The following is a 26,361-nucleotide window of genomic DNA, read 5'->3' as shown; positions in this document are numbered from 1 at the left end:
CATGCCTGAGCGCTTGGTTTCGACGACATGCTTGGGAAATCTCAACGATCCGTCCTATGAACTTCTGCTTCGCCGGAAGCTGGGCGGCGTCTTTGAAGTTGACGAGCTACTGCTCGATTGGGACCAGGCTGATGTATGCACGTTTGTGGGCGTGACGGAGCTGGGGCGCACGGTCGATGTTCGGCTGGATACTGCCGACGGCGGTCGTTTTGTCGACGGCGACGTGCTCGCCATTGACCGTTCGGGCGTGGTGCCCGTGGCGGTTGTCGTGCGCCTGCGCAGCGCCGAGGTTTATTTGGTCGAAGTTGACCGCATGGACCCGATTGCGCTCGCGCATGCGTGCTGGGAGATCGGCAATATGCATGCGCCGCTTTTTCGAGGCGATTCGGACGAGCATACCGTGCGCATGTATACGCCGGTGCAGCCTGTTTTGGGCCGCATGCTCCGGGGCGTCGAGGGCGTTCGGCTCTCGACGGTTACCCGTGAACTCGATTCGGACCGGCGCTTTGCGTCGAGTGCGGCGGATGCCGTTGTGAGTATGGCTCCAGACTTTACGATCGTAAAGAAGGCGCGCGGTTAACGTGCGTATAAGTAAGACGGACTTTGAGAGGCAACTATTCAAAGTCCGTCTTTCTGTTGATGAGATGCTGTGGGGGAAAGCATATGGGTCTTGAAGGAATCAAGCTGATTGCATGCGATTTGGACGGCACGTTGCTGCATCCGGGGGAGCGCGAGCCGCGTTCCGAGGCCTTTGAACTCATCGATGAACTGCATCGTCGCGGTATCGTGTTTATGCCGGCGAGCGGCCGTCAATATGCGAGCTTGCGCTACCTGTTTGCCCCGGTGGCCGATGAGCTCGCCTATGTATGCGAAAACGGAGCCCTGGTGATGAGCGGGGGGCGTGCCGCTGTCAAGCGTTCCATGGAGCGTAGCCTTGCTATGGATATCGCGAATGCCGTGGTTGCGTATCCCCATGCCGACGTGACCCTTTCATGTGAGGGACACCTCTACACCATGAGCGGCAACGATGCGTTCGTCGACCATTTGCGCTATGAGGTCCACTGCGATGTGGCGGTGGTCGACCGCCCCGAGGATATCGAAGAGGACGTCATTAAGATTGCCTTCCAGACGCCCGAGGTGAATCAGCCGGCGGCCCTGGAGTATTTCGAGCGCCTCTTTAGCGACCGTGTTGCCGTGATGACGTCGGGAACCGAATGGACGGACTTTATCGGTTTTGGTTCGGGCAAGGGCTCCGCGCTTGCCGATTACGGTCGCGCCCTGGGTATTTCGCCCGATGAGATGATGGCGTTTGGCGATAACGAAAACGACCGCGACATGCTCAACGTCGTGGGCCATCCCTATCTGATGGAGAGCTGCAACCCCTCTATGCGTGGCATTAACGACCGCGTCCGCTACGTGCGCACGGTCGAAGAGGAATTGCATCGCCTGCTCGCTGAGTAGATATTTGGGACATGCCTAGAAATCTATTTTTTGCTGCAAAGCGCGGAAAGGTGGATTTTAAGGCATGTCCCGAACATCTACCGGCAGTCGGGGCAGAGACCCTCGAAGATGGTGTAGTGCGACGTGACGTGCCAGCCGATTTGCTCGGACGCCTTGGCGTCGAGCTGGGCATCGAAGGGGAGCGGTACGTCGATGACGCGGCTGCACGAGGTGCAGATGATATGCGCATGCGGCTCGATCGTGCGATCGAAGCGGCTGCCGCCCGGCGTCTTGATGGAGAGGATTTCGCCTGCGTCGGCCAAGAGATTGAGATTGCGGTAGACCGTACCGCGGCTGATTTTGTCATCCTGCGCGCGCACGACGTTGTAGATTTCGTCGGCGGTGGGATGGTTATAGCTTTGGCGCACGGCGTCAAGAACTAGCTTTCGCTGCCTGGTATTCCTTCTTTGCACCGCCATGCGCCTCGCCTCTTTTCTATTAACGGTCGTAGGTAAATGATACCGTATTTAGCACACAATACTAATAATGAGGACTGAAACCGTCTTCATTGGCAAGTGGGGCTCGGGCCTGGGCGTCTACGAGGCGAAAACGCGTTCCCATGCGCTCGTAGGAGGCATGAAGCGCCTCGAGATGAGATAGGACGTTTGCCGGAGCTCCCTGTATCTCCATCTCGACTGAGCCGTCTTCCATGTTACGCACCCAGCCGGTGAGTGCGCGTGCCTGTGCGAGGTTGGTGTTGGTAAAGCGAAAACCAACGCCTTGGACTTGCCCCGCCCAGCGCAGGAAATAGCGCAGGGGAGTGTCTTGAGTGGCCTCGTCGCTTGCGAGTACGGTAAGCCTGCGGCGCAGCTCGAGCTCGACGTTTGATGGTTTTTGAGGCTCTCGACTGCCGCCGGTGACGCTGGAGAAGAACGTATCGAAGAGGCCCATCGCTATGCCTGCTTGCCTGCGTCGGCCGGGAAGGTTATGCCGGCCTGCTGGCGCACGGCATCCATGATGCGCAGTGAGACGAGCGTGACATCGCGGTAGTGGCCAAGCTCGTGACGTCCTGCCGGGGTCTCCCAAATCTCTTCCTTAACGTTATCGATGCCGTCGATGGCGGTGATAAAGTCTGTGAGTTCGTATTCCATAGTGTTGCTCGATTTGGGCAGGTCGAGCACGCGGCCGTTGTCGCCCTGTTCGCGCGGTGCCTCGGTCGCCGAGCCGCGTACGACATCGCCGCGATAGTCGATGCGGACGTTGCGGGGCGTGGACAGATGGTCGATCTGGATAGTGCCACGCTCGCCTTCGATCTGCGAGGGCAGCAGGTCATTCGTAATTTTGGAGTGCGCGAGCTCGACGGAGATGCGGCCTCCGCCGTAGCTGGCGAGGATGGAACCGCAGCCGTCGATGGGGCCGTGCGTGAGCTGTCGCGTGGTGGGGTCGAGCAGAGTAGTCATGCTCGTAAGGCCGGAGGGCATGCCGAAAATCTCGACCATGGGCTCGACGGCGTAGACGCCAATGTCCATGAGGGAACCCGATGCCATATTGCAGTCGAAGATATTGGTGGCGCGTCCCGCGAGAATCTCGTTGTAGCGCGAGGAATACTTGCCAAAGCGCAATGAGGCGCGGCGGATGGGGGCGATCTCGCCCAGGGCGTCCTCGATGGCGTGGAAGGCGGGATCGTGGAGGGGACGCATGGCCTCGAGAGCCACGACACCTGCTGCCTCGGCAGCGCGGAAGACTTCCAGCGCCTGCGCTTCGGTGGCGCAGAAGGGTTTCTCGACGATGACGTGCTTGCCACCGGCGATGCAGGCAAGGGCCTGCTCGTAGTGAAGTGCGTTAGGGCTGCCGATATAGACGGCGTCGACGTCGACGGCGGACGCAAGCTCGTCAAGTGCGGTGAAGTTACGTTCGCCGCCGTGTTCGGCGGTAAAGGCAGTACCGCGATTGGCGTCGCGCGAAAGCGTGCCCACAAACGCGGCTTGGTCGTTGGCGTTGACGACTTGGATAAAGTCGTCGGTGATCATGGATGTGCCGATGGTCGCGATGCGCAGCATACGTCCCCCTTGCGTTGTTTGGTCTACAGGATGAGTGTAGCGCGTGGGGATATAAAGCTGCGCGAAAACGCTATTACAGGTCGCTCTCGTTAAAGCCGGTGTCGATATCGAGGTTGCTGCCGTCGGCCGCCGTGGTGGCAAGCTCGTCGCAGCGCTCGTTGAGCTCATGGCCGGCGTGGCCCTTAACCCAGATGAACTCCACTTTGTGCTTGCTCTTTGCGGTGAGCAGGCGCTCCCACAAGTCGCGGTTCTTGACAGGCTGCTTGTTGGCGGTCTTCCAGCCGCGTTTTTTCCAGCCGTCGATCCAGTGTTTATTGAAAGCGTTGACGACGTACTGCGAATCGGAATGGACCTCGACCTCGCAGGGGCGGTTGAGCGCCTCGAGCGCCACGATGACCGCCATGAGCTCCATGCGGTTGTTGGTGGTCTTGGCGTAGCCGCGCGAAAGCTCGGAGGTGAAGGTCTTGCCGGCGGGGTTGGTGTATTTGAGCACGGCGCCGTAGCCGCCGCGTCCCGGATTTGATCGGGCCGAGCCGTCGGTATAGATGATGACCTTCACATGGTTCCTTTCGTTGGGTACGTTTCGTGTGAGTGACCATTGTAGCGCCATGTCCGCCGGGGGCTAGCAATCTACGATTTCTACCCCGTCTTCCGACAGTTAGTTGGCATGGATGATGCGGTTGAGCTCGTCGAGGTATTGCTGCAAGAGGGGAGAGGGCTTGCGCTCGTCGTGCATGATATAGCCTACGTGCATCGTTGGGGCGTCTGCTAACGGGATCGATGCCATACCCCATTGCATTTCATTGGAGAGGACACCGGTCGACAGGGTGTAACCGTTCGACGTGATAAGTAAGTTAGTAAGTGTTCCGCGGTCCGAGATTCGTATGTTGCGGTCGCAAGGGATATAGCTAAAAGGTTCCTCGGCGTAATAGAAGGAGTTTGAGGTTCCCTGCTCAAAGCTGTAGCGCGTATAGGGTGTGAGGTCGGCAAGGGACAGCTGCGGGCGGCGGGCAAGCGGGTGGCGCTCGCTAACGAAGACGTGGACCGTCGCGTCGAATAGGGGATGGAAGCTCGCACGCGCATCGGCAAAAGCCTTCTGCAGAACGCGGGCATTAAAGTCGTCCAGATACAGGATGCCGATGTCGCTGCGAAACGCGCGGACGTCATCGATGATCTGCGACGTGGTGGTCTCGCGCATGATGAACTCGAACTTGCTGTCGCGGCAGCGCTCGACCACGTTGACAAAGGCCTCGACCGAAAAGGCGTAGTGCTGGGCGGAAATGGCGAGGCGGGCTTGCGGGGTGCCGCCGTCCTCGTAGCGGGCCTCGAGCATATCGGCCTGCTCTACGACCTGGCGCGCATAGCCCAAAAGCTCGGTGCCGTCGTTGGTGAGCGTGACGCCGCGGCTGGAGCGCGTGAAGATCTCCAGGTGGAGTTCCTGCTCCAGGCTTTTGACGGCGTTTGAGATGTTGGACTGAGCGGTATAGAGGCGCTGAGCTGCGGCGTTGATTGAGCCGGACTCTGCCACGGCGATCAGAAAACGAAGCTGCTGGAGGGTCATCGGCGCCGTCCTTTCGAGCGTTATCTACAAAACCGATAACAGGTTAGCGCTTTTAAGTGATTGACCGAGCGAAACAATGCTCGTACTATTCAAAACACACAAAGGCGGTAGGTAATTAAACCGACCACGGAACCGGGATGCGAAAGGAGGCCCGCATATGAAATGCTTACCAAGACGAATGCCGGGCTCCTGTTTGCGCCCGTTGGCGTGATCAGGAGACAGCGACTTACTTCTCTCTAATTTGTTTACTTTTGTTCGATCAAGGAGATCATCATGAGCCAGTTCATCAACAACCCCGAGCACACCTTTGGTTTCGATACCCTGCAGCTTCACGTTGGCCAGGAGAGCGCCGATCCCGCATCCGACTCCCGCGCCGTGCCTATCTACCAGACCACGAGCTATGTGTTCCGCAACTCCCAGCACGCCGCCGACCGCTTTGGTCTTGCCGATGCTGGTAACATCTACGGCCGTCTGACCAACTCCACCCAGGGCGTCTTCGAGGACCGTATCGCCGCACTCGAGGGTGGCGTGGCAGGTCTCGCCGTCGCCTCCGGTGCTGCTGCCATCACCTATACCCTGCAGGCTCTTGCTCAGGCCGGTGACCATGTGGTTGCCCAGAAGACCATCTACGGTGGCTCCTACAACCTGCTGGAGCATACGCTCTCCCAGTTTGGCGTCGAGACCACGTTTGTCGACGCTCATAACCTGGACGAGGTCGAGGGCGCCATCAAGGACAACACCACGGTCATCTACCTCGAGACGCTCGGCAACCCCAATTCTGACATCCCCAATATCGACGCCATCTCCGAGATCGCCAAGAAGCACGGTTTACCGGTTGTCGTCGACAACACCTTCGGCACCCCGTATCTGTTCCGTCCGCTGGAGCATGGTGCCAACATCGTCGTCCACTCCGCAACCAAGTTCATCGGCGGCCACGGCACCTCGCTGGGCGGTGTGATCGTCGACGGCGGTAACTTCGATTGGAAGGCGAGCGGCAAGTATGAGCAGATCGCCGAGCCCAACCCCTCCTACCATGGCGTCTCGTTTGCCGAGGCTGCCGGTCCCGCCGCCTTCGCAACCTATGTCCGCGCCATCCTGCTGCGTGACGAGGGCGCCTGCATCAGCCCGTTCAACGCTTGGATCCTGCTCCAGGGCACCGAGACTCTGTCGCTGCGCGTTGACCGTCATGTCGAGAACACCAAGAAGGTCGTTGAGTTCCTGGCTGGTGATAGCCATGTCGCCAAGGTGAACCACCCGAGCCTGTCTGAGCACCCCGATCACGAGCTCTATCAGAAGTACTTCCCCAACGGCGGTGCCTCGATCTTTACCTTTGAGATTAAGGGTGGCCAGGAGGCAGCTTGGAAGTTCATCGACCATCTGCAGGTCTTCTCGCTGCTCGCCAACGTGGCCGACGTCAAGTCGCTCGTCGTGCACCCGGCTACCACTACGCACTCCCAGCTCTCTGCCGAGGAGCTCGCCGAGCAGAACATCACGCCCTCCACGATCCGTCTTTCCATCGGTACCGAGAACGCCGAGGATATCATTTGGGATCTGAAGCAGGCCTTCGCCGCGCTGGACGAGTAAGGCGACTTGTGCAAGGACCCCTTGCGACTCGATAGGTATAACTGCATAAAATGCCTGCTCAAGGCGCCTGTGCGAACAATGGTTGCACAGGCGCCTTTTTTGCATAGAGCGGGTGCAAAAACAGGGTTTTTGGCATGCTTTATGCAATCGAGATGTGGAAAACTCCTGTTAAGAGGATGTGAGTTTTACGCAATTGACGTGCGCCTTTTGAGTAAAACCGCAGGTCGCGATTTGCTCGGGGTACTATGCAGCGCGATCGAATCACACGCAGCTCAAACGCAGCAAAAACGCACTACGGAGGTTTCTAGCTACATGAGGATCGATTCACGAAAACCGAAAGCCGCCGCCCTTTCCGCCGCTCTGACCGTGGCACTTTTGGCGGGCGCCGGTGCAACCGATGCCCACGCGGCAACACTATCCGATACGGTTGGACCTACGCCGTCCGAGGCGACGCTGGTGCAGCCCGTTGACTATCGCGGCGATGGTTATGGTTCCATGCAGGAGTGGAACGCCTCGATGGAGGCCAAGCGCGATTCCCTTGAGATGCGCGCTCAGATCATTATGAATATGTATGGCGACTATGCTACCGATGACGAGCGTGCTGTGCTGCAGGGTTGCATCGACGGTGCGGGTAGCCTGTTGACGATGGGGGAGGTCGACGCCAAGTCGACCGAGCTCGATGAGCTGCGCGCTGCGCTTGAGGATGCCAAGCGCGAAGCGCTCGAGGCTGCCGCCGAGGCGGAGGCTGCCGAGGCCGCCCAGGCTTCGTACTACAACGCCGGTTACACTCCGTCTTACGCGTCTGCCGCGTCCTACGCGAACGGATCGGGCCTGACGCGCTCTGCGGGTGTCAATAACTACAACGGGCGCCGCGAGACCTATTACAGCAGCAATGTGCTTTATCACTATCGCACGGGCGAATGGACTCAGGATTCTGAGGGCTTCTGGCGCGATTCCGACGGCTATTACGTTGTTGCCGCGGGCGATATGGCCCAGGGCTCGACCTTTACGGGCTCCAAGGGTGATTGCAAGGTCTATGACTCCGGCTGCGCTGCCGGAACCACCGATTACTACACCGGTTGGTAATTTTTCTGCATCACGGATATTTGGCGGACGGGCGTCTTTACCGAGCTTTAGGGCAACGTAAGGACGTCCGTTCTATGTATGCGTTTGAGTTAACAGAGCCCTTACCGTGGCGGTACGCTGGGCGTATGGATGCGGGGCACACTGGTTCTTGAGAAATAAGGTCTTTCTCTTGGAGGAAGTGGTCTTGTGAATGCTCGAGATATTGCCGTTGCCGCCGTCGCGTTGATGCTTGGCTGCCTTGGTCCCACGGCCGCGCTCGTCGCGGACATGCAGGGGACATGCGGGGCTGCTCCTATCGTGGTCGGCGCGCTGATCGCGGCCACGCTGCTGGGAAGCGCAGGCGTGGTTCTTTGCCGCGACGATGAGGACGAGGTGCCGGGGTCGCAACGCTAACTGTTGTGAGATCGGCCGCCGGTCATAGACGAAGATGAAGGCCGCCGCAGGGGAAAGGTTCCCTTGCGGCGGTTTTGCTGTTAAGGCTGTTGAATGCGGCGCGTCGGCGCTACCAGCTTTTCTCGATATCGCGGATGCGCCGATAGAGCCACTCGTTTTGCGGTGCCTGGATATCGTGTTTGGCTGCGAGGCGGCAGATGGTGCCCGCGAACTCATCAACCTCGGTTTTGCGCCTTGCGATGCGGTCTTGAGCCATCGAGGGCATACCGGCGGGGTCGATTCCCTCGATGAGGTGCACCATTTGCGTCAGGTCTGCCTCGGTCAGTTCAACGCCCTCGGCGTTGGCGACCGCAAGCGTTTCGCGCATGGCGGAAACAAAGCAGCGACGCTGCTCGGAGCCCGGCTCCGTGGCGCTTCCGTAGGTCCCGCCGTAGGCCATGCAGGTCTGGTTGATGCCGTCGTTGAGCATGAGTTTGGCCCACATGCGGTGGGCGATGTCGTCCTCGACGGTATGGGCGATGCCGCAGCGCGTATAGAGCTCGTCGATTGCGGTGATGGTTGCGGGGTTCGTGCCGGCCGCCGCGCCAAAGCGGATTTCGCCCGCATTGGTAAAGGTGAGCGCGCCGTTGAGAAACACGGCGTCCATGCCCTGGCAGATACCAAGAACGGTATGCTCCCAGCCAAAGCGTTCGGCAATCTTTTGCTCGCTCGTAATGCCGTTGCACAGCGAGGCGATGAGCGTGTTGGGTCCCACGACGCGCTCCATAGTCTTGAGTGCTTGGTCGAGACCGGTGGTCTTGACTGTCAGGATGACCAGATCGGCGGGCGTCGCCTCGCTGGCACGGACGGACGTGAGATCGCAGGGCTTGCCGTTGACGGTGAGCGCGTCGTTCGCGTGACGCTCAAAACGGGTGTCATCCATAACGTATTCGACGGCGTCATTGCCGAGGGCCTTGGCAATCATGCTGCCGTAGAGCAGGCCGACGCCGCCCTTGCCGATAAAGGCGACCTTGTTGATCTGCATGTGAATCATCTCCCCATGTAAAAGGCGCCCGCGTAAGGGGCGCCTGATGGATTGTATGCTGCCAGGGTGATTGGTGGGTGCGCGGGGCGGCTGTTATGAAAAAGAAACTATTGCGCTGTGCGCTTATGCCGCGGGGCAGACCGCAAAGACGCGGGCGGGGTATCCGACGCCATCGCGGACCTTGGGGAAGGTGCAGAAGATGACGGCGCCTGTGGCGGGAAGCTCGTCCAGATGGTCCATGACTTCGATCTGATGGCGGTCGACCGAGAGGATGTATTGCTCGCCGGGGTAGGGGTAGGCGTCCTCGCACGTGGTGATGCCCGGCTCCTTTCATCGGGCTTTTTGCTGATGTTAAAGCGGTGCCGTGACGGCTCGATTTCTGCTGCGTTACGATACGTTCTCAATTGCGATTCCGATGTGTTTCGATGACGTGACGGGTTTGTTTCGCCTTGTCAGGGCTTCGATGGGAGGGGAGGGGCCGTGCAATACCGCGTTGACCCTAAAAGTGGTAACCGAATATCCGCTCTGGGTCTGGGCTGCATGAGGTTTCCCGGTGCGCCGGGACGTCCGGATGCGAAGACAGCCGATGCCATCATTTCCCGTGCGGTGGAGCAGGGGATTAACTACCTGGACACGGCCTATCTCTATCCCGGCAACGAGGCGTGCGTGGGTGCGTCGCTTGAGCGCCTGGGCTTGCGCGACCAGGTTTTGCTCGCAACCAAGCTGCCGCATGCTTCGTGCAAATGCGCGGAGGATTTCGACCGGTTCTTCGACGAGCAACTGCGCCGCCTACGGACTGACCATATCGACTATTACCTCATGCACAACATTACCTCGCCCGCCCAGTGGGAACGTGTGGTGGCGTTGGGCATCGAGGACTGGATCGCGCAGCAAAAGGCTGCAGGGCGTATTCGTCAGATAGGCTTTTCGTACCACGGCAGCGCGGCGGACTTCCTTACGATGCTCGATGCGTATGAGTGGGACTTTTGCCAGATCCAGTACAACTACGCTGGAGAACGATATCAGGCGGGAACGGCGGGGCTCATGGCCGCCGCCGAGCGAGGTCTCGCGGTGTTTGTGATGGAGCCGCTTTTGGGCGGACGCTTGGCAGGCAAATTGCCTCCGCGGGCGCGCGCTGTTCTCGATGGTGCATGCGATCGGCATTTGCATATGCCTGCCGCTTGGGGGCTCTCGTGGGTGTGGAATCATCCCCAGGTGACCATGTTGCTTTCGGGTATGACCGATACCGCGCAGGTGGACGAGAATTCGTCACTGGCAGACCTCGCGTTGCCGAATTCGATGACGGCCAACCAGCTCGACACGATTGCGCGCGTGTTGATGGAGTTTGAGAAATCGAACCGTGTGCCCTGCACGGGATGCGGCTATTGCATGCCGTGCCCTAAAGGCATCAATATCCCTGGATGTTTTGCCGCCTACAACGCAAGCTATGCGCACAGCTGGTTTACGGGGCTGTCTCAATACTTTACGGCGAGCGCGGTGCGCACAAGCGAGCCCAAGTTGGTGAGCAATTGCGTCAAATGCGGCAAATGCGCGCGGCACTGCCCGCAGCACATCGATATTCCCGAGCGTCTCGACGATGTGCGCCGACGTTTCCAGCCTGGTCCCGTGACGGCGGTGCTTAAGGCCTTCGGCAAAACGCGCTCCTCATGACCCTTTTATAACTTGCGGTGGAATAGTTCCTGTTTGCGGCAGAATAGGGGCCAAACAGGAACTATTTCACCGCAACTGAAGGGGGCTGTCGTGGGTCATCGAGATTCATGTGATGATTTGCGTGAGGTTCGTTGGGGCGTTTTGGGCGCCGGGCACATTTCGCATCGATTTGCATCGTCGCTCAAGGAGGTGGACGGGGCACGGCTTGTGGCTGCGGCCGGCCGCACTCCTGCACATGTCGAGGAATTTTGCCGAGCGTTTTCGATCGATGCTGCGCATGGCCATGCCTCGGTCGACAATAACGGCGACGCGGCTTATGGCGCGCTGATTGCCGACCCCGATGTCGACGCAATCTACTTGGCTCTTCCGCATGGCATGCATACGCGTTGGGCCTGTCGCGCGCTGCGCGCCGGAAAGGCCGTGCTGTGCGAAAAGCCGGCCGTTTTGAGTGAGGAAGAGGCTCTCTCGATTGCCTCCATCTCTCGCGAGCGCGGCGTGCTGTTTATGGAGGCGATGAAGAATCGGTTTTGCCCGATGCGCACTCGCGTGAAGGACTTGCTTGCGTCGGGTGAGCTTGGCCGTATTGTCTCGATTGAAAGCGTGCAAAAGCTCGATTACGGCGAGTCTCCTTCGGGCTATCTGCTTGATCCGTTGCAGGGCGGCTGTCTATATGACATGGGCTGCTATGCGGTTGGTTGGTTTGAGGATTTGCTCGCGGGCGCGTGCGAGGTTTCGTCCCGTGAAGTTCGCTGGCGTGACGTATCGGGCGGTCGCGTCGATTGGGCCGACGAGATCCATATGAGCGTCGGCGGTATACCCATTCATATGGTGTGCGACGGCAAAGCAACATATGAAAGCCGCTTAACGATTGCCTGTGAGCGGGGTTCGTTGGAAATCGAGCGTCTCCATCGCCCCGAGCTCGCCCATGTGAAGTACTCCGACGGGCGAACGCTCGAAATAAATGCCCCGTTTGAGGTCGATGATTTCTACGGCGAAATCCAGCATGCGACGCAGCTCATTCAGGCGGGGAAACTCGAAAGCCCCATCATGTCCCTAGCCGCCACGCAGCGCTGCGCGCACATCATCGATGCAATCCGTCTAGCCCTCTAGGACTTGGCGCTGACGCGTAGGGGATCATGACGCCGGCGCCCGTGGTGCCTGGCGGCCCACATCTCTGATGCCCCTTTTATAACTTGCGGTGGAATACGGTCTGTTTGCGCCAAAATAAGGCACCAATAGACCGTATTTCACCGCAACTGATGAGGGGGAGTTGGAGATGCTGACGATCGGGTGCCATCTTTCGACGACGAAGGGCTATCGGGCGATGGGGGAGACGGCGTTGTCCATTGGCGCCAATACCTTTGCGTTCTTTACGCGCAACCCGCGCGGTGGCAAGGCAAAAGACCTTGACATGGATGACGTGGCGGCCCTGCGCGAGCTTATGGAGCAAAACGACTTTGGCCCGCTCGTGGCTCATGCCCCGTATACCTATAACCCCTGCTCCGCTAAGGAGCGGGCGCGCGAGTTTGCCCTGGAGGCCATGGCCGAGGATCTGCAGCGCATGGAAGCGCTGCCCGGCAACTACTACAATTTTCATCCCGGTGCGCATGTGGGACAGGGGGCAGACGTCGGCATTCAGATGATTGTCGACACGCTGTGCCAGGTGATGTTTGAGGGACAGCAGACGACGGTATTGCTTGAGACCATGGCAGGCAAGGGCACCGAGGTGGGCCGTAGCTTTGAAGAACTGGCGTGCATTATCGAGGGCGTTGCCGCCAAGTGCCCAGAGCTGTCCGATAAGCTGGGCGTTTGTTTGGACACCTGCCATGTGAGCGATGCCGGCTACGACATCATCCATGATCTGGACGGCGTACTCGACGAGTTTGACCGCGTGGTGGGTATCGATCGCTTGCATGCCGTACACATCAACGATTCGAAGAACCCTTGTGGCGCCCATAAAGATCGTCACGAGTGCATCGGCAAGGGATACCTTGGCAGCGAGGAATTTGGTGGCGGTATGCAGGTTATGCAGAATATTGTATCGAATGGCCGTTTGTGTTCGCTGCCGTTTATTTTGGAGACTCCGAACGAACTTGCAGGTTATGCAGCTGAAATTAGATTATTAAGGTCATTGCAGCAGTAATGACTGTCACAAAGTAGAGTATTCCATTCACGTTATGGGTTTGTTTCAATCAGTTTTCTCATTGCAGATTCGTAATTCCAGGTGCATAATAGCCAACAGTTTTTGCAGGCCTCTGAATCAAACGAGGTCACCGGAAGGAGACTGATTATGAAGCTCAAGAAGCTTGGCGCATTTGCCGCCACGGGTGCCATGGCGCTCGCCCTCGCACTGACGGGCTGCGGCTCGTCCAACGCCACCTCTGGTTCTGATGCCGGTTCCAGCAGCTCTGACGACGCTAAGGTCGAGAAGGTCGACGGCTCCAAGGAGTACGCGCTCGTCAAGGATGGTACGCTGACCGTCGGCACCTCTGCCGAGTACGCTCCGTTTGAGTACAAGGATGACAACGGCGATTATCAGGGCTTTGACCTTGAGCTCATCAAGGCCATCGGCGACAAGCTGGGCCTGGATGTCGAGTATGTCAACAATGACTTTGACACGCTGGTTCCGGGTGTCGCTTCGGGCGCCAAGTATGACGTTTCCATTGCGGCTATCACCGACACGCCCGAACGTGAGAAGGAAGTCACTTTCTCTGATTCCTACTACATGGACGATCAGGCTATTGTGACCAAGGTCGATAGCACCGACATCACGGCCGACAACTACAGCGAGAAGCTCAACAACGCTGACGCTACCATCATCGTCCAGTCTGGCTCGACCGCCGAGGCCTTTGCCCAGGAGAACTTCCCCAAGGCCAAGATTGTCCCCTACAAGGACGCTACCGAGTGCTTTAGCGCTCTGCAGTCCGATAAGGGCGACGCTGTAGTCACCAACCGCTCCGTTGCCAGCCAGCTGACCGCCGAGCAGTTCAACACCTGCCAGACCATCAAGCAGATTAGCACCGGCGAGGAGTACGCCATTGCCATCAACCAGGGCAACACCAAGCTCAAGGATGACATCAACCAGGCCATCAAGGACCTGACCGACGACGGTACCGTCGACGCCCTCATGGCTAAGTACAACATCAAGTAAAATAACTACTTGATTGCGCGCGGGCCCTTTCCGTTTTGGCGGAGAGGGCCTTTGCGCTTCTCTTGACGGAGAGCTTTTCCGTCTCGTTTTGCCGGCAACTTCTACGATAGGAGCCACCTTGTCTCGACTGAACAAAGGGGCCGCGGAGCAGCGTTTTCCACTGCCCTCGATGCTCCAAAAGCTGGCCTGTGCCCTGGCTGTGGCGCTCGCCCTGGTATGCGCGGGGGCCTGCGTGCCCACGACCGCCCAGGCGCTTGAGACCGCAAAGATTACCGCCCGACCCAATACCGGTTCGGGTAGCGATGTGGTCGGCGGCACCGAGACGCGCATCACTTGGGAAGTTCAGGCCGATGCCGACGAGGAGCTGAGCGGTCTTTCTTTGACGTTTGTCGACGGCACGACATTTGGTACCGATGACACGCGATTGACGATGCTCTCGGGCGAGGACCTCATGGATCGTACGCCCATGAAACCCACGTGCACGGCTGATGGTCAGACGCTCAAGATCGACTTTGGCGAGACGGCGCCTGCCGGCGGCTTTTTCCGTGTCGAGGTTTATGGTGTGACGTTTCCCGTCGAGGGCGGCGATGAGGTCTTTAGCGGCACCTATACGCTCGCTGACGGGTCGACCAAGAAGATCTCCAAGATTCCGTCGGTGGAGATCAAGGGCGTGACGGCCTTCGATAACTTCCTGGCCGATCTTAAGGAGCAGCCGTGGGTCGAGGCCTGGAACTCCAATATGTTCCTGCGCCTGTTCTTGAACCCGGTCATTTTGGTCCAGAGCCTGCCGATCGTCTTCAAGGGCTTCCTCATGTCGCTCTCGATCGTGCTTGTGGCGTTTCCGCTGGCAATTCCCTTCGGTTTCGCCCTATCGCTCATGCGCATTTCCAAGTCGCGCATCCTGCGCTGCCTTGCCGGTATCTACGTGAATATCATTCGCGGTACGCCGGCGTTCCTGCAGATCTATATCGCGTTCTTCGGTCTGCCGTTGGCCGGCGTCAAGGTTGATGACTATGTGCTCGGCGTCATCGTCATGGCCATGAATTCGTCTGCCTATCTGTGTGAGATCTTCCGTGCCGGTATTCAATCGATCCCCAAGGGTCAAAACGAGGCTGCTCGCTCTCTGGGCATGAATGCCTTCCAGACACTGCTCTACGTTATGATTCCGCAGACGTTCCGCAATGTTTTGCCTACGCTGACCAGCGAGTTTATCTTGCTTTACAAGGATACGTCGCTGCTTGCGGCCGTGGGTGTGGTCGAGATCGTCATGAACGCCCGTACCATCGTGGCCACGACGGGCTCCATCACGCCGTATGTGGTTGCCGCCCTGTTCTATCTGGTCATCACCCTGCCGCTCGCTCGCTTGGTGAGCGGTCTTGAGGCGAGGCTTTTGGTCACGGCCGAGACCAAGAAGAAGCGTCCCGCCAAGAGCGCCGGACAGGTTGTCGCGACGCCTGCCGATCACATCGCCGGTCTGTAAGGAGGTCCTATCATGAGCGAAACCAATAACTCGAACGAGGTCGTCGTCAGTATCAAGAACCTCCAGAAGGCCTTTGGCGACAACGTGGTCCTGCGCGATATCGATCTGGATGTTCACAAGGGTGAGGTCGTTGTGGTCTTGGGCCCCTCGGGCTCGGGCAAGTCGACGATGCTTCGCTGCATCAATCGTCTGGAGCATCCCACGAGCGGCTCGATTGTCGTTGAGGGCGTGGACGTGTGCGCCAAGGGCGTCGACCTTAACAAGGTACGTACGCATCTGGGTATGGTGTTCCAGCAGTTCAATTTGTTCCCGCACCTGTCAGTCAAAAAGAACGTCATGCTCGCGCAGCAGAAGGTACTCAAGCGCAGCAAGGAAGAGGCCGAGAAGATTGCCGTCGAGGAGCTGACCAAGGTCGGTCTTGCCGAGCGTATCGACTTTATGCCGAGCCAACTCTCGGGCGGCCAGCAGCAGCGCGTTGCCATCGCCCGCGCCCTGTCGATGAATCCGCATGTGATGCTCTTTGATGAGGCCACGTCGGCGCTTGATCCCGAGCTTGTCCGCGACGTCCTTGGCGTCATGCGCGACCTGGCGCACGACGGTATGACCATGATCGTCGTGACGCACGAGATGGGCTTTGCCCGCGATGTCGCCGACCGCGTCGTCTTTATGGACGGAGGCGTCATTGTAGAAGAGGGTACGCCGAGCGAGGTCTTCGACCACCCCAAGAGCGAACGCACCAAGGCGTTTTTGGGCAATATCTCGTAGCCGGTTGATGTAACTGCCGTTATTAAAGAGCGGGGGCTGGACTTGAATCCAGCCCCCGCTCTTTTGTAGGGATGGGGATGCGCTTTGATGCAGGCTCTTTTGGAGGTCCTGGGTTCGTTATGCGAGCTCGGCTCCGAGGGCCTTGCAAGCGGTCTCGCCCTCGTCGTCGGGCGCGTCGTAGCAGATGGTGGAGTCCACGACGTTGACGCCGGCCTCGTCGGCGTCGGCCTTCCAGTTGTCCATCCACTCGCCCTCGGCCCACGAATAGGAGCCAAAGAGGACGACCTTCTTGTCGCCGAGAGTCTCCTTGACCTCGTCCCACATCGGCTGGAACTCATCGTACTCGAGTTCCTCGGAGCCCATGGCGGGGCAGCCGAAGGCGAAGGCATCATATTCGGTGGCCTTGTCGGCAGAGAAGTCGGCGCAGGGGATGACCTCAGTCTCGGCGCCCGCGGACGTGGCGCCTTCGGCGACGAGGTTTGCCATGGCCTCGGTGTTGCCTGTACCGCTCCAGTAGACGACGGCGATCTTGCTCATATGTCTTCCTTTCGGTTGTGCGGCGTGCGGCCGCGTTTTGTATGCTCTATCGGGTTGCCTGGACAAGTTGTCCCAGGGTGCAGCCCTGTTGATAGATGTAGGTAAGGTATTGCGTGCATGCGCGATAGGAATCGAAGGTCGTGAGCGCCTGCTCAACGTTTGTGTATACCTTCCATGCGCCAAAGACCTTATAGTTTTCGCCGTGCTGGACGATAAACTGATGGACATCTTCGTAGGGATAGCCCAAAAAATAGCCAATTTCGTGGGGGAACTCGCATATGCACCCCGTATCGCAGTGTCTATTTCGCGCGAGTGCGCAGACGCTGCCGTCATAGGCGCTTTCTGCGGCATTGCTGCTTGCCAGCGTGATGCGCGCGGCGAGATGCACCAGGGATGCGGGCAGGTTGTGGATATCGTAACCTTCGGCGGCTAGCGCCGTCGTGGCACGGGGGTCGGAGAGGTATCGCATGAGGTCCGCAGGGCGGTACACATAGATGAGCGCTCCGCAGGGGCGCCAGACCAAAACGCTCATATGGATCCCGAGTGGCTGGAGCTCGCGGTTGCATTGGGTTATGACGGAGAGCAGGCGAGAGCGTCGCTCTTCGATATGGTCGGCGCCGGGTTTTCCGTTTTGGTTGGCGTAAACGCCGGGATAGGTAAAGAGCGAAGCCGGCTTGATACCTGCGAGCGTAGGGGAGCAGTTGCGCACGACAGCCGTTTGGTATGTTGGGATGTCAATGGTTCGAGTCACGATGCCCCTTTCGGGTCCTCAGTTGTTAGCCTAGGAAAACTTATACACGAAAGTAAGCCATGGTCAACAAAAAAGTTTGAAGAGGGAAACTAATTGACCGAACGGACACGATTTTGGGTTAAGATGGGGACACCCCATGGGGGTATCTAGATAGTGCTACTTGAAAGGGGAACGCATGAGCGACTTGCTCAACCCTGCGAATCTCATCGTGTTGGCCGTCATTGCCGTCGGCATGTTTTTTGGACTGCGTCGCATTGTCGCTTCGACACACGGAAAGAGCTGCTGCAGCGATGGCGCGAGCGGTAAGAAGGCCAAAAAGGTTGTTGTGGTGGATACCGATGCATCACACTATCCCTATAGCGATGAGCTGCTCATCGGCGGCATGAGCTGTGACGGCTGCGCTCAGAACGTAGCCAATGCCCTCAATGCGCTGGATGGCGTGTGGGCAACGGTGACGTATGCGGACCACACAGCGCGCGTGCGCTCCAAGCGGCGGATCGATCGCGGTGTCCTTGAGGCTGCCGTGAGAGATGCGGGTTACTACGTCATGACGCTGTAGGCCTTGCCTTGGATGCGCGTCCTTGTCTAGGCTCGTCCGCGTAGCTCGATGTCCTGGATGTCGTCGAAGTCGATGGCGATATCTTTGAGCTTGAGGAGTTTGAAAGCAGGGAGCGCCTCGTCGAGGATGCCGGTGCGGCTGCGATAGCCGTATGTATCGTAATAGGTGACACGAACCAAGTCGCCGCGCTTGAGGCCCTCGAGCTTTTTCGAAAGTTCGAGGGCTTTTTCTTCTGTGAGTTCGCATTTTGGCTCGGCGGTGATCTCTTGTTTACGCACGAGCTCGTAGTATCCCGTGAGGGCGGCAAAGGGCATAAACTGCGCGGCACGGCCGGCACGGACGGTGCCGTTGGCGGTGAGCTTTGGGTCGGCGGAGCGACGTCTTCCCTCGGGGTCCGCTAGGCGTTCAAAAGGTGTCGGTGGCCGCATCGGCTGTTGTTGGGACTTAGGCACGATGTCCTCCTACCTGATCGTTGCGTTCGCGCGCGGTGGCGCCGGCGGTAAAGCTTAATCCCTTGACGAGCGCGTTCTTGCCGTACTTGCCTTTCACGGCCAGGACGGCGTGCGCCAGGTCGCGCTCGCGCTCATCGGCCTCGATATCGCTGAACAGATCGATGGTGGCAAATTCCTCGGGCATGAGGTTGCCAAATCCCAGGTTGATGCGCTTGACTGGTCGTTTGGGATCGACAGTATGCGCCCAGAGCTCATCGAAATAGCCCATGATCTTCTTAAACGAATTGGTACGCTCGCTCAGCTTTCGCGAGGCGTTAGAGTGCGCAAAGAGTGCGGCATAGCCACCGCGCGGTTTGCCGCCATGCTCTCCCACAAAGATGCCATCGATTGCCTGCGCTTCGCGCACCAGGCGACGCCGTTCGTCATCGCGCTGGACGGGCTTGGGCGCACGGGGCGCGAGCTCGGGGCCGGCGGTTGCGGTGGGTTCGATACTCGATGTGCTCGAGCGCAGGTGCCCGCATCCGTCCACATACTGCGCTGTACCGCTGGCGTCGAGGCGGCGTATGTCGGCGCGTTCGCTCGCGTAGCCCACAAAGAGCGAGATGCTGTCGCAGACCACGTGCTTATCGACCAAGTCTAAAACGGCGTTGTCGACCATCTCGCGCAAGACGGTATAGGCCTGTTCGTAGGCATAACCCTTCGAGAGCACCTGTCCTGTGGTGGTCGAAGTTGCTTGCGGGCGATAGGCTTGGATATCGGCGATGGTTGTCGGCTCGCGCCCGAAGGCATGGTCGATGAGATATTCGGCATTGACGCCGAGCTCGTCGTAAAGCAGGTTTTCGTCGAGCGCCGCGACGCCCATCAGATCGTAGACGCCGTATTTCTCGAGGCGGGCTGCCACGCCGGGACCGATGCCCCAGATATCGGTGATGGGACGATGGGGCCAGATCTCCTTGCGAAAGGTCTCGTCGTCGAGTATGCCGATGCGGCTGGGTACGTGCTTGGCGGTAATGTCGAGCGCTACCTTGGCCTGGAATAGGTTGGGGCCGATGCCGACCGTCGCCGTGATGCCGGTGCGCGCGAGGACCTCGTCGCGCAGCGTGCAGGCGAACCCTTCCGCATCTGTGTGATAGAGGTCCAGATAGGGCGTCACGTCGATAAAGCATTCATCGATTGAATAGACGTGAATGTCTTGCGGACTTACGTATTCCAGATAGATGCCGTAGATTTGCGCCGACACCTCCATATAGTGCTGCATGCGCGGTACGGCCGTGATGTAGTCGATGCCATCGGGAACCTCGAATAGGCGGCAGCGATTGTGAATCCCTAAGTCCTTCATGGCCTGCGTGATGGCGAGGCAGATGGTCGTGCGCCCGCGCGATTCGTCGGCAACGACCAGGTTGGTGGTGAGCGGATCGAGCCCACGGTCGACGCACTCGACGCTGGCATAAAACGTCTTGAGGTCGATGCAGATATAGGTGTGCTGCTCGTGCGCCATCCGTGTCCTTTCATCAAACACATGTTCTTATCGAATACCTGTTCGATAATACCCGCTCGTCCGGACGTCGTCAAAACCTGTCAAAAAGGGACTGGTTTGTTTTGGTAGGTATGGTCGTGCGGTTGGATCGGGTTTTAACGCAGCTCTAAAGAGTGCGAAACAGCTCGGAAAACCTCGCTTCGTAGCATGAGCCTAACGATTGATACCGCCTATACGCACGGAAGGGTTGTGGAAAAGATGGTCAATTATGGGTTTGGTATGCCGACGCGCCTTGTTGCGGATGGAGACGTGGCTCGCTGGTGCGGACGATTGGTCGCTCACTACGGTGGCACCAAGGCGCTGGTCGTGTTGGGCGGTGACAAACATACGCACGATGAGCTCGTCTCGGCGGCGCTCGGCTCGCTTGATCGAGCTCTGCTCGAACGCGTGCTTTTTCGCTGCGGCTTGGTCGGGGGCGATGGGGGAGACGATTTGGTCGATGAGGCCGTAGCCCTGGCGACCGACGAAGGCGTGGACTTTGTCCTGGCGATTGGCGATGCCGATACTGCCGGCTTTGCGCGCGAGCTCGCGCGTCGCATGGCGGCGCTCGATGCCGGCGAAGACGGCTTTGTGCCTTATGGATGCATTGTCTCGGAGGGCAAGGTGCCTGCTGTCGTGGGCACCGGCGAGGTTCCCGTTTTTGCCATTATCGCGCCCGAACTGCTGGAGGGCATCGGGTCTCCTCTGCGTGAGTTACTCGGTAGCGTCTGCGCCGCGGCCTAATATTTGCCATAAAAGGACGGGTTATTTTTGGTTGGTAAAGCGTTTGACCTGCCAAAATAAGCCTGTCCCTTTTTGATCGGTTGCCGTTTGGGGGCCGATTGGCAACGCTCGCTGATTGTAGTCTTGACCTGCGCTAGAATAGTGGCATCTGAATGTCCGGGCGCATGGAGGCGTGCGCCCGTATGCTGAGGAGGACTCTATGGCAACTGTTGCCGCACCTATCGATGCTACGTCGACTGCCGCTTGGAAGGCACTCGAGGCTCATCAGGAGAAGCTCGAGGCCGATGGTATCGACCTCAAGGCCTGGTTCGCTGCCGATGCCGAGCGCGTGAACAAGCTGAGCTTTGACGCCGGTGACCTGCACTTCGATCTGTCGAAGAACCTGGTGACCGATGAGACCGTCAAGCTGCTGTGCGATCTTGCCCGCGAGGTGAAGCTCGAGGAGCGCCGCGACGCCATGTTCTCCGGCGAGCACATTAACACCACCGAGGACCGCGCCGTCCTGCACACCGCGCTTCGCCGCCCCGCAACCGAGAGGGGCCAGCTCATCGTCGACGGCCAGGATGTCGTCGCCGACGTGCACGAGGTCCTCGACCGCATGTATGCCTTCGCCGAGCGCGTGCGCTCCGGTGAGTGGAAGGGCGTTACCGGCAAGAAGATCGAGCACCTGGTGTCCATCGGCATCGGCGGCTCCGATCTGGGCCCGGTCATGGCCTACGAGGCTCTGCGTCCCTATGCCGACGCCGGTATCGACTGCCGCTATATCTCCAACATCGACCCCAACGACCAGGCCGAGAAGCTTAAGGGCCTGGATCCCGAGACCACGCTCGTGATTATCGTCTCCAAGACCTTCACCACGCTCGAGACCCTCACCAACGCCCGCGAGGTCAAGACCTGGATGCTCGAGCAGCTCAAGGCCCAGGGCGCCATCGACGGCTCCGATGAGCAGAACGCCGAGGCCGTGGCAAAGCACTTCGTCGCCGTTTCCACCGCACTCGAGAAGGTTGAGGCCTTCGGTATCGACCCCGCCAACGCCTTCGGCTTCTGGAACTGGGTCGGCGGCCGCTACTCCGTCGACTCCGCCGTGGGCCTGTCGCTGATCGTCGTGCTCGGTCCCGAGCGCTTCCAGCAGTTCCTCGAGGGCTTCCACGCTATCGACGAGTACTTCTGCAACACGCCGCTCGAGAACAATGCCGTTGCGCTGATGGGCCTGCTCAACGTCTGGTACGTCAACTTCTTCGGTTCCAAGAGCCACGCCGTGCTGCCGTACTGCCAGTACCTGCATCGTTTCCCGGCCTACCTGCAGCAGCTCACCATGGAGTCCAACGGCAAGCATGTCCGCTGGGACGGCAGCGCCGTGACCTCCGACACCGGTGAGATCTTCTGGGGCGAGCCCGGCACCAACGGTCAGCACGCCTTCTACCAGCTGCTGCACCAGGGCACCGTGGTGGTTCCGGCCGATTTCATTGCCTTCGCCAATACCGCCAACCCTGCGACCGACAGCGGCCAGGACGTGCACGAGCTGTTCCTGGGCAACTTCCTGGCCCAGACCAAGGCGCTCGCCTTTGGTAAGACGGCCGATGAGGTGCGCGCCGAGGGCACGCCCGAGCAGATCGTCCCGGCCCGCTGCTTTGAGGGCAACCGTCCGACGACCTCGATCTTTGGCGACACGTTGACCCCGTTCGCACTCGGCGAGCTCATCGCCCTGTACGAGCACATCACGTTTGTCGAGGGCACGGTCTGGGGCATCGACTCCTACGATCAGTGGGGCGTCGAGCTGGGCAAGCAGCTTGCCAAGCAGATCACCCCGGCCTTCCACGACGACACCGCCAAGGCCGAGCAGGACGCTTCGACCCAGGCGCTCATCGAGTTCTATCGCGCACATCGCAAGTAGTCGCTGCTGTTAACGCATCGCGTCTTATAGTCAGGGGCCCGTATCCTATCGGATGCGGGCCCCTTTGCTTTGCCGTGGTCCCGGGGCGCACGGCCTTTGTGGAACATCGCCGGGGCGCCGCGCGCTGCGAGAACCCTGCGCCTAGATCTCGGCCTCCGCATGGCCTCGCTGCGCCTCGGGCAGCTCCCCGTAGAGCGGATGGTCTTCGAGCCTAAAGCGCTCGACCTGTTCGGGAGTGCGACCGCGTACAAAGAGCCACGAGCGATCAATCGGCGTCGCCATGAGCGTGCTGGGCAGCGCGTCGGCGCGGTCGGAAAACACCCGGGCACTCTCGGGATCCTGGAACGCCAGCACCAGATGCGTGTCGCAGTTGCCCATGATGGAGCGTGCGCGTGCCTCGCCATAGAGCGCATCGAGCTGGTTGGTCGACTGCAGCAGCAGCGTTGCCCAGATGTTGCGGCTTCGGATAATCGAGAGCACGTTGTCGATCTGGGGGATCTGCAGATTTGCGAAGTCATCGAGCATAAAGCGCACGGGCACGGGCAGGCTGCCGTCGGGCTGCCTATCGGCCTCACGAATGAGGCCCATAAACGCCTGCGAAATAAAGAGGCCGGTCAGCGGATCGAGATTGCGGTCAATATCGCTCACGGTTACAAACAGGGCGCAGGGGGTGTGTCCCATGGAAGCGAAGTCCACCTGATGGCACTCACGATAGAGCTGTGCCGCACCGTCGAATCCCAGACACATGACCTTTTCGGCAAGGATGCCGACGATGCTCGCGTGCATGCGCTCGGCATTTTGCGTAATGGCGTAGCGCCGCCATAGCGAGAGGGCATAGCTTTGGGGGTCGGTCGTGATCAGGTCGTCAAACAATCGACCCGTGGCACCGTCCTGCAGGTGCTCGATCAGCTTGATGACCGAGCTGATCGTCTGCTCGTCGGCGGGTAGCTGTTCGGTGACGTAGGCGATAAGACACGACAGCAGGTTTGCCGCCGCATGATCCCAAAAAGGCTGGTTGTTGTCCTCGATGGGGCAGATGGCCTTTGCCACCGAGAGGATGTCCTGCTGGTTGGGCCTGCCGTCCGCCTTGCGGCGAATGTGCCTCAGGGGGTTGTAGCCGCAGCGCTCGATGCCGGGCGCAGGGGCCGGGACGGTGTTGAGGTCGGCGAAGTTGAGACATTGCACGCGGTAACCGTGGGCTGCCAGCACGGGTCCCACTTCGCGACAGAGCGTGCCTTTGGTGTCGAGCACGATGTAGCTTGCGTTCATTTGCAGCAGGTTGGGCTTGAGGACGTTTCGGGTCTTGCCGGCTCCCGAGGGGCCGATCACAAGTGCGTTGTTGTTGAGTCCCGTTTGGCGGGTGTCGCAGGAAAGCGTTCGATCCTTGGCGAGGATGGTGGACGATGCGGACTCAGATGCGGCGAGGCGGCTGGCGAGGTTAGACATGGGCGACCTCCTTGGTGGTCGAGAGGATTTCGTGGGCAAAGCCGAGCTCGACGGCGCGCTCGGCCGAAAGGTAGGTGTCTTTTGCAGTGAGGGACTGGATGCGCTTGGGCGTGAGACCGCTGCGGTCCGAGAGGATTTGCGTGAGGGTCTTGCGGGTCTGCATGAGACGCCGGCTGGTTTCCTGCAGCGCAAGTGCCGAGCCGCCTGCCCCCTGGGGGATCAGCGGGTCGTGAATCATGAGCTCTGCATGGGGCGCCATACGGCGATCGTCGCCGCCCATAAAGATCACGGCGCCCATGGATGCGGCGAATTCAAGGCAGACGGTGCGGATGGGGCACGATGCGAGGCGCATGGCGTCATAGATCGCAAGACCCGATCGCACGCTTCCGCCGGCGCTGGCGACAAATATGGTGATGGGGCGGCTGGGGTCGGTGGCATCGAGCAGGCGGATCTGCTGGCATAGGTCGTGGGCCATCGGGGTTTCGATGTTTCCCATGACGGAGAGCTCGCGACGGGCGAGCATCTCATCGTAAATGCTGGTGAGCGTGATACCTCGGGCGGATTCACGCATGGTGAGGGGGCTGATGATGGGGGAATGATTGGTGTCCATGAGGACTCCTTTCTGTTGGTTGTGTTGTGGAATAGGATTGTTGCCCGCGGAGGGGCTGGCGGGCTACAGGGTTCGTCTGAGCCTCAGATCGAGCTCGGTTGTGGGGCAGACTGCCTGTTCGTGCGGCTCGCAAGCGCCAAGGGCTCCAAAGCGATGGAGCGTTGCGGCGGGCGTGGTGTAGGCGAGCCGCAGCTGATGCTCGACAGGGGCACATCCGTCATTTTTGTAATGAGCCGCGTAGTACTGGGCGATGCTGGCGTTCATCTCGCTGCCATTGCGATGGCGCTCAAACTGGCGTCTGCAGGTCTCGATGATCTTTGCTACCGACTTGGGTGCCGTCGCGGGAACAAGGGCGAGATAGCCCTCAAATAGCTCGTTGATGCTCAGGAGGCACAGCAGGTCGATCAGCGTCCTTATGGTTGCTCCCTCGGCAGAAAAGTGCGCGGTCACGCGGTTATATCGGTTGCGGTCGACGATGGCCGCATGGGGTCTTGGAGTTTTCTGCCCCGTGGTCCCGGACTTTTGCCGCGCCTGTGTATTGAGCTCGACGTTGCAGCGCTTGAGGCCGTCCAACGGAAGGAACAGTGCGGTGTGCAGGGTGTTCCGCTTGCTTTCGAGTTCATGACGCTCGTCGGGTTTCCATTCGAGCTTGAGTTTCGTGTCGAGTGCCGTAAGCATATGGGCTAGGCAGCCTACGGTAAGAACGTACGAATCGTTGTCGCGTTTTGGGGCATAGGGGTCTGTCAGCTTGCGAATGTCGGGGTCGCCCATGATCTTTGTGCAGCGCTTCAGCAGTTGAGGGTGGTCGGCCAAGATCGTCGCGAGCGGTAGCGACGCGTAGTTCTTGATGGTCGCGGCGGCAAAGGCGGCGTCATATTCGTTTGCATATGCTCGCTCAATGCGGGCATCCAGAATGCTTTTCTTATCGCCGTCTTCAGCGTGGTGGTTTGTCATAGCTTCTCCAATCGGTTGATGTTCGTGCTGTTTGTTGATGTGTTGGTTGTCGTGAGTGATGTGCTTGCCGTGGGTGATGTGCTGACGTTGGGGTGCTATGCGGTTTTCAATGAGCCCGTGAGACAGTTGCTGCAGGGGCGGGATGGAACGGCCCATGCAAGGCGGAAGACATCGTGCTCAAAATCGAGACAGCAATGCCCTAGGTGCCTCACATGTGGCAGTTACCTCATTAAGTTGTCATTACGTTTGGGGTTGTACTTTGCCGATCTTCCTTCTCTTACACGCTAAAACTCAAACTTCATATGCTCGATCTACTTAAAACCGCAACGGCGGTCTTATATCAACTTATATGTCGGAACGCGTCTTTGCAAGTACTTTTTTGCCTTTGTTTCAAATGGGGTGGTTTTGCAACCGTCATACGTGCGCTGTGCGAACGTGCCCCGGCTCGGATAAGATAGTGCGATCGAGTTCTACCGCGCTCACTGCAAGTAGTCTTTGTTGCTGAGATAGGTCACGGCCGAAAGGGGCCCGTATCCCAACAGATACGGGCCCCTTGCTATTTAAATGGGCATGAGGGTGTATTGAGGGGGGATGTCTTGCTGTCGGCATCCGCGTGCGGTGCCATTCGCTCATATGACCCAATCCGCTGTCAAGAGCCACAATGGCCCCGCCGACCGCTTGCA

General features: G+C 59.2%; 27 protein-coding genes. 14 read left to right on the top strand and 13 right to left on the bottom strand.

Annotation, left to right across the window (positions count from 1 at the left end):
* The first annotated feature begins 1 nt into the window (after position 1).
* Entirely contained in the window at positions 2–580 is a 579-nt protein-coding gene (locus tag DW870_RS06695) for an urease accessory protein UreE (protein WP_117848762.1), read from the top strand.
* 83 nt (positions 581–663) lie between these two features.
* Positions 664–1,461, top strand: a complete 798-nt coding sequence (locus DW870_RS06690) for an HAD-IIB family hydrolase (protein ID WP_158557024.1) — start codon at positions 664–666, stop codon at positions 1,459–1,461.
* A gap of 77 nt (positions 1,462–1,538) precedes the next feature.
* On the opposite strand, the gene DW870_RS06685 is transcribed toward DW870_RS06690, so the two are convergent.
* From DW870_RS06685 to DW870_RS06665, 5 genes are all read right to left on the bottom strand, one after another.
* Positions 1,539–1,919: a Fur family transcriptional regulator gene (locus tag DW870_RS06685; RefSeq protein WP_172677978.1), complete on the bottom strand. Its 381-nt coding sequence runs from the start codon at positions 1,917–1,919 to the stop codon at positions 1,539–1,541.
* A 61-nt stretch (positions 1,920–1,980) separates the two neighbouring features.
* A complete protein-coding gene (locus tag DW870_RS06680) occupies positions 1,981–2,391 on the bottom strand; it encodes an acylphosphatase (RefSeq protein ID WP_117848766.1) in 411 nt (136 codons plus the stop codon).
* A 2-nt stretch (positions 2,392–2,393) separates the two neighbouring features.
* Positions 2,394–3,500, bottom strand: coding sequence for a Gfo/Idh/MocA family protein (locus tag DW870_RS06675; RefSeq protein WP_117848768.1), 1,107 nt, complete (start codon positions 3,498–3,500; stop codon positions 2,394–2,396).
* Positions 3,501–3,573: 73 nt separating this feature from the next.
* Positions 3,574–4,110 (bottom strand): ribonuclease HI, encoded by a 537-nt coding sequence (gene rnhA / locus DW870_RS06670; protein ID WP_117848769.1) that lies wholly within the window; start codon positions 4,108–4,110, stop codon positions 3,574–3,576.
* A gap of 48 nt (positions 4,111–4,158) precedes the next feature.
* On the bottom strand, positions 4,159–5,061 hold the full coding sequence (locus DW870_RS06665) for a LysR family transcriptional regulator (RefSeq protein WP_117766079.1): 903 nt from the start codon (positions 5,059–5,061) through the stop codon (positions 4,159–4,161).
* Positions 5,062–5,334: 273 nt separating this feature from the next.
* On the opposite strand from DW870_RS06665, the gene DW870_RS06660 reads away from it, so the two are divergent.
* The 3 genes from DW870_RS06660 to DW870_RS06650 all read left to right on the top strand — a co-directional run bounded on the left by DW870_RS06660 (position 5,335) and on the right by DW870_RS06650 (position 8,124).
* A complete protein-coding gene (locus DW870_RS06660) occupies positions 5,335–6,645 on the top strand; it encodes an O-acetylhomoserine aminocarboxypropyltransferase/cysteine synthase family protein (protein WP_117848770.1) in 1,311 nt (436 codons plus the stop codon).
* A 312-nt stretch (positions 6,646–6,957) separates the two neighbouring features.
* Positions 6,958–7,731 carry a hypothetical protein gene (locus tag DW870_RS06655; RefSeq protein WP_117848772.1) on the top strand — a complete coding sequence of 258 codons (774 nt, stop codon included), beginning with the start codon at positions 6,958–6,960 and terminating at the stop codon, positions 7,729–7,731.
* A gap of 186 nt (positions 7,732–7,917) precedes the next feature.
* Positions 7,918–8,124: a hypothetical protein gene (locus DW870_RS06650; RefSeq protein WP_117848774.1), complete on the top strand. Its 207-nt coding sequence runs from the start codon at positions 7,918–7,920 to the stop codon at positions 8,122–8,124.
* A gap of 109 nt (positions 8,125–8,233) precedes the next feature.
* Here the strand turns inward: DW870_RS06650 and DW870_RS06645 are convergent, their stop codons facing one another.
* Entirely contained in the window at positions 8,234–9,148 is a 915-nt protein-coding gene (locus DW870_RS06645; RefSeq protein WP_226790585.1) for a ketopantoate reductase family protein, read from the bottom strand.
* 480 nt (positions 9,149–9,628) lie between these two features.
* Here DW870_RS06645 and DW870_RS06635 point away from each other — a divergent pair, with 480 nt between their 5' ends.
* From DW870_RS06635 to DW870_RS06610, 6 genes are all read left to right on the top strand, one after another.
* Complete coding sequence (locus DW870_RS06635; RefSeq protein WP_117848780.1) at positions 9,629–10,819, top strand: aldo/keto reductase; 1,191 nt, start codon at positions 9,629–9,631, stop codon at positions 10,817–10,819.
* A 90-nt stretch (positions 10,820–10,909) separates the two neighbouring features.
* Positions 10,910–11,929: a Gfo/Idh/MocA family protein gene (locus DW870_RS06630; protein ID WP_226790583.1), complete on the top strand. Its 1,020-nt coding sequence runs from the start codon at positions 10,910–10,912 to the stop codon at positions 11,927–11,929.
* A gap of 166 nt (positions 11,930–12,095) precedes the next feature.
* Positions 12,096–12,962: a deoxyribonuclease IV gene (locus DW870_RS06625; protein WP_117848784.1), complete on the top strand. Its 867-nt coding sequence runs from the start codon at positions 12,096–12,098 to the stop codon at positions 12,960–12,962.
* Positions 12,963–13,109: 147 nt separating this feature from the next.
* Positions 13,110–13,970, top strand: a complete 861-nt coding sequence (locus DW870_RS06620) for an ABC transporter substrate-binding protein (RefSeq protein ID WP_117848786.1) — start codon at positions 13,110–13,112, stop codon at positions 13,968–13,970.
* A 118-nt stretch (positions 13,971–14,088) separates the two neighbouring features.
* Positions 14,089–15,450 carry an ABC transporter permease subunit gene (locus DW870_RS06615; protein WP_233547401.1) on the top strand — a complete coding sequence of 454 codons (1,362 nt, stop codon included), beginning with the start codon at positions 14,089–14,091 and terminating at the stop codon, positions 15,448–15,450.
* Between the two features lie 12 nt (positions 15,451–15,462).
* Positions 15,463–16,215, top strand: a complete 753-nt coding sequence (locus DW870_RS06610; RefSeq protein WP_006234381.1) for an amino acid ABC transporter ATP-binding protein — start codon at positions 15,463–15,465, stop codon at positions 16,213–16,215.
* Between the two features lie 117 nt (positions 16,216–16,332).
* Here DW870_RS06610 and DW870_RS06605 read toward each other — a convergent pair whose 3' ends face one another.
* Entirely contained in the window at positions 16,333–16,752 is a 420-nt protein-coding gene (locus DW870_RS06605; RefSeq protein WP_117840045.1) for a flavodoxin, read from the bottom strand.
* A 46-nt stretch (positions 16,753–16,798) separates the two neighbouring features.
* Complete coding sequence (locus tag DW870_RS06600) at positions 16,799–17,503, bottom strand: DUF3793 family protein (protein ID WP_158557025.1); 705 nt, start codon at positions 17,501–17,503, stop codon at positions 16,799–16,801.
* A 175-nt stretch (positions 17,504–17,678) separates the two neighbouring features.
* Between DW870_RS06600 and DW870_RS06595 the strand changes: the two genes are divergently transcribed.
* Positions 17,679–18,062 carry a heavy-metal-associated domain-containing protein gene (locus tag DW870_RS06595; protein ID WP_197032789.1) on the top strand — a complete coding sequence of 128 codons (384 nt, stop codon included), beginning with the start codon at positions 17,679–17,681 and terminating at the stop codon, positions 18,060–18,062.
* Between the two features lie 26 nt (positions 18,063–18,088).
* Here the strand turns inward: DW870_RS06595 and DW870_RS06590 are convergent, their stop codons facing one another.
* Positions 18,089–18,514, bottom strand: coding sequence for a hypothetical protein (locus DW870_RS06590; protein ID WP_231500777.1), 426 nt, complete (start codon positions 18,512–18,514; stop codon positions 18,089–18,091).
* A complete protein-coding gene (locus DW870_RS06585) occupies positions 18,507–20,012 on the bottom strand; it encodes a DNA repair protein (RefSeq protein WP_117840048.1) in 1,506 nt (501 codons plus the stop codon). The genes DW870_RS06590 and DW870_RS06585 overlap by 8 nt, the downstream gene beginning before the upstream one ends.
* Before the next feature lie 237 nt (positions 20,013–20,249).
* Here DW870_RS06585 and DW870_RS06580 point away from each other — a divergent pair, with 237 nt between their 5' ends.
* The gene (locus DW870_RS06580) at positions 20,250–20,774 is read left to right on the top strand and encodes an iron-containing alcohol dehydrogenase (protein WP_158558624.1); all 525 of its coding nucleotides are present in this window, start codon (positions 20,250–20,252) and stop codon (positions 20,772–20,774) included.
* Between the two features lie 199 nt (positions 20,775–20,973).
* Positions 20,974–22,668: a glucose-6-phosphate isomerase gene (gene pgi, locus DW870_RS06575; protein WP_117840049.1), complete on the top strand. Its 1,695-nt coding sequence runs from the start codon at positions 20,974–20,976 to the stop codon at positions 22,666–22,668.
* Positions 22,669–22,809: 141 nt separating this feature from the next.
* Here the strand turns inward: pgi and DW870_RS06570 are convergent, their stop codons facing one another.
* From DW870_RS06570 to DW870_RS06560, 3 genes are all read right to left on the bottom strand, one after another.
* Positions 22,810–24,114, bottom strand: coding sequence for a VirD4-like conjugal transfer protein, CD1115 family (locus DW870_RS06570; RefSeq protein WP_117840050.1), 1,305 nt, complete (start codon positions 24,112–24,114; stop codon positions 22,810–22,812).
* Positions 24,107–24,724 carry an ATP-dependent Clp protease proteolytic subunit gene (locus tag DW870_RS06565; RefSeq protein ID WP_022094432.1) on the bottom strand — a complete coding sequence of 206 codons (618 nt, stop codon included), beginning with the start codon at positions 24,722–24,724 and terminating at the stop codon, positions 24,107–24,109. Before DW870_RS06565 ends, DW870_RS06570 begins: the two co-directional genes overlap by 8 nt.
* A gap of 63 nt (positions 24,725–24,787) precedes the next feature.
* Positions 24,788–25,678, bottom strand: a complete 891-nt coding sequence (locus DW870_RS06560) for a hypothetical protein (protein WP_117840051.1) — start codon at positions 25,676–25,678, stop codon at positions 24,788–24,790.
* Positions 25,679–26,361 lie beyond the last annotated feature (683 nt).

This window comes from Collinsella sp. AM38-1BH, from assembly GCF_003467545.1.
Lineage (GTDB): Bacteria > Actinomycetota > Coriobacteriia > Coriobacteriales > Coriobacteriaceae > Collinsella.
The sequence above is the reverse complement of the archived record's forward strand: the minus strand, read 5'-3'. Positions and strand labels throughout refer to the sequence as shown.

Bases quoted from the DNA above. Each gene is read 5' to 3' on its own strand.
- DW870_RS06685 (WP_172677978.1), bottom strand. From the start codon at position 1,919: ATGGCGGTGCAAAGAAGGAATACCAGGCAGCGAAAGCTAGTTCTTGAC.
- DW870_RS06605 (WP_117840045.1), bottom strand. From the start codon at position 16,752: ATGAGCAAGATCGCCGTCGTCTACTGGAGCGGTACAGGCAACACCGAG.
- DW870_RS06625 (WP_117848784.1), top strand. From the start codon at position 12,096: ATGCTGACGATCGGGTGCCATCTTTCGACGACGAAGGGCTATCGGGCG.
- DW870_RS06585 (WP_117840048.1), bottom strand. From the start codon at position 20,012: ATGGCGCACGAGCAGCACACCTATATCTGCATCGACCTCAAGACGTTT.
- DW870_RS06620 (WP_117848786.1), top strand. From the start codon at position 13,110: ATGAAGCTCAAGAAGCTTGGCGCATTTGCCGCCACGGGTGCCATGGCG.
- DW870_RS06695 (WP_117848762.1), top strand. From the start codon at position 2: ATGCCTGAGCGCTTGGTTTCGACGACATGCTTGGGAAATCTCAACGAT.
- DW870_RS06565 (WP_022094432.1), bottom strand. From the start codon at position 24,724: ATGGACACCAATCATTCCCCCATCATCAGCCCCCTCACCATGCGTGAA.
- DW870_RS06560 (WP_117840051.1), bottom strand. From the start codon at position 25,678: ATGACAAACCACCACGCTGAAGACGGCGATAAGAAAAGCATTCTGGAT.
- DW870_RS06570 (WP_117840050.1), bottom strand. From the start codon at position 24,114: ATGTCTAACCTCGCCAGCCGCCTCGCCGCATCTGAGTCCGCATCGTCC.
- DW870_RS06660 (WP_117848770.1), top strand. From the start codon at position 5,335: ATGAGCCAGTTCATCAACAACCCCGAGCACACCTTTGGTTTCGATACC.
- DW870_RS06580 (WP_158558624.1), top strand. From the start codon at position 20,250: ATGGTCAATTATGGGTTTGGTATGCCGACGCGCCTTGTTGCGGATGGA.
- DW870_RS06665 (WP_117766079.1), bottom strand. From the start codon at position 5,061: ATGACCCTCCAGCAGCTTCGTTTTCTGATCGCCGTGGCAGAGTCCGGC.
- DW870_RS06655 (WP_117848772.1), top strand. From the start codon at position 6,958: ATGAGGATCGATTCACGAAAACCGAAAGCCGCCGCCCTTTCCGCCGCT.
- rnhA (WP_117848769.1), bottom strand. From the start codon at position 4,110: ATGGCGCTACAATGGTCACTCACACGAAACGTACCCAACGAAAGGAAC.
- DW870_RS06690 (WP_158557024.1), top strand. From the start codon at position 664: ATGGGTCTTGAAGGAATCAAGCTGATTGCATGCGATTTGGACGGCACG.
- pgi (WP_117840049.1), top strand. From the start codon at position 20,974: ATGGCAACTGTTGCCGCACCTATCGATGCTACGTCGACTGCCGCTTGG.
- DW870_RS06595 (WP_197032789.1), top strand. From the start codon at position 17,679: ATGAGCGACTTGCTCAACCCTGCGAATCTCATCGTGTTGGCCGTCATT.
- DW870_RS06610 (WP_006234381.1), top strand. From the start codon at position 15,463: ATGAGCGAAACCAATAACTCGAACGAGGTCGTCGTCAGTATCAAGAAC.
- DW870_RS06675 (WP_117848768.1), bottom strand. From the start codon at position 3,500: ATGCTGCGCATCGCGACCATCGGCACATCCATGATCACCGACGACTTT.
- DW870_RS06645 (WP_226790585.1), bottom strand. From the start codon at position 9,148: ATGCAGATCAACAAGGTCGCCTTTATCGGCAAGGGCGGCGTCGGCCTG.
- DW870_RS06680 (WP_117848766.1), bottom strand. From the start codon at position 2,391: ATGGGCCTCTTCGATACGTTCTTCTCCAGCGTCACCGGCGGCAGTCGA.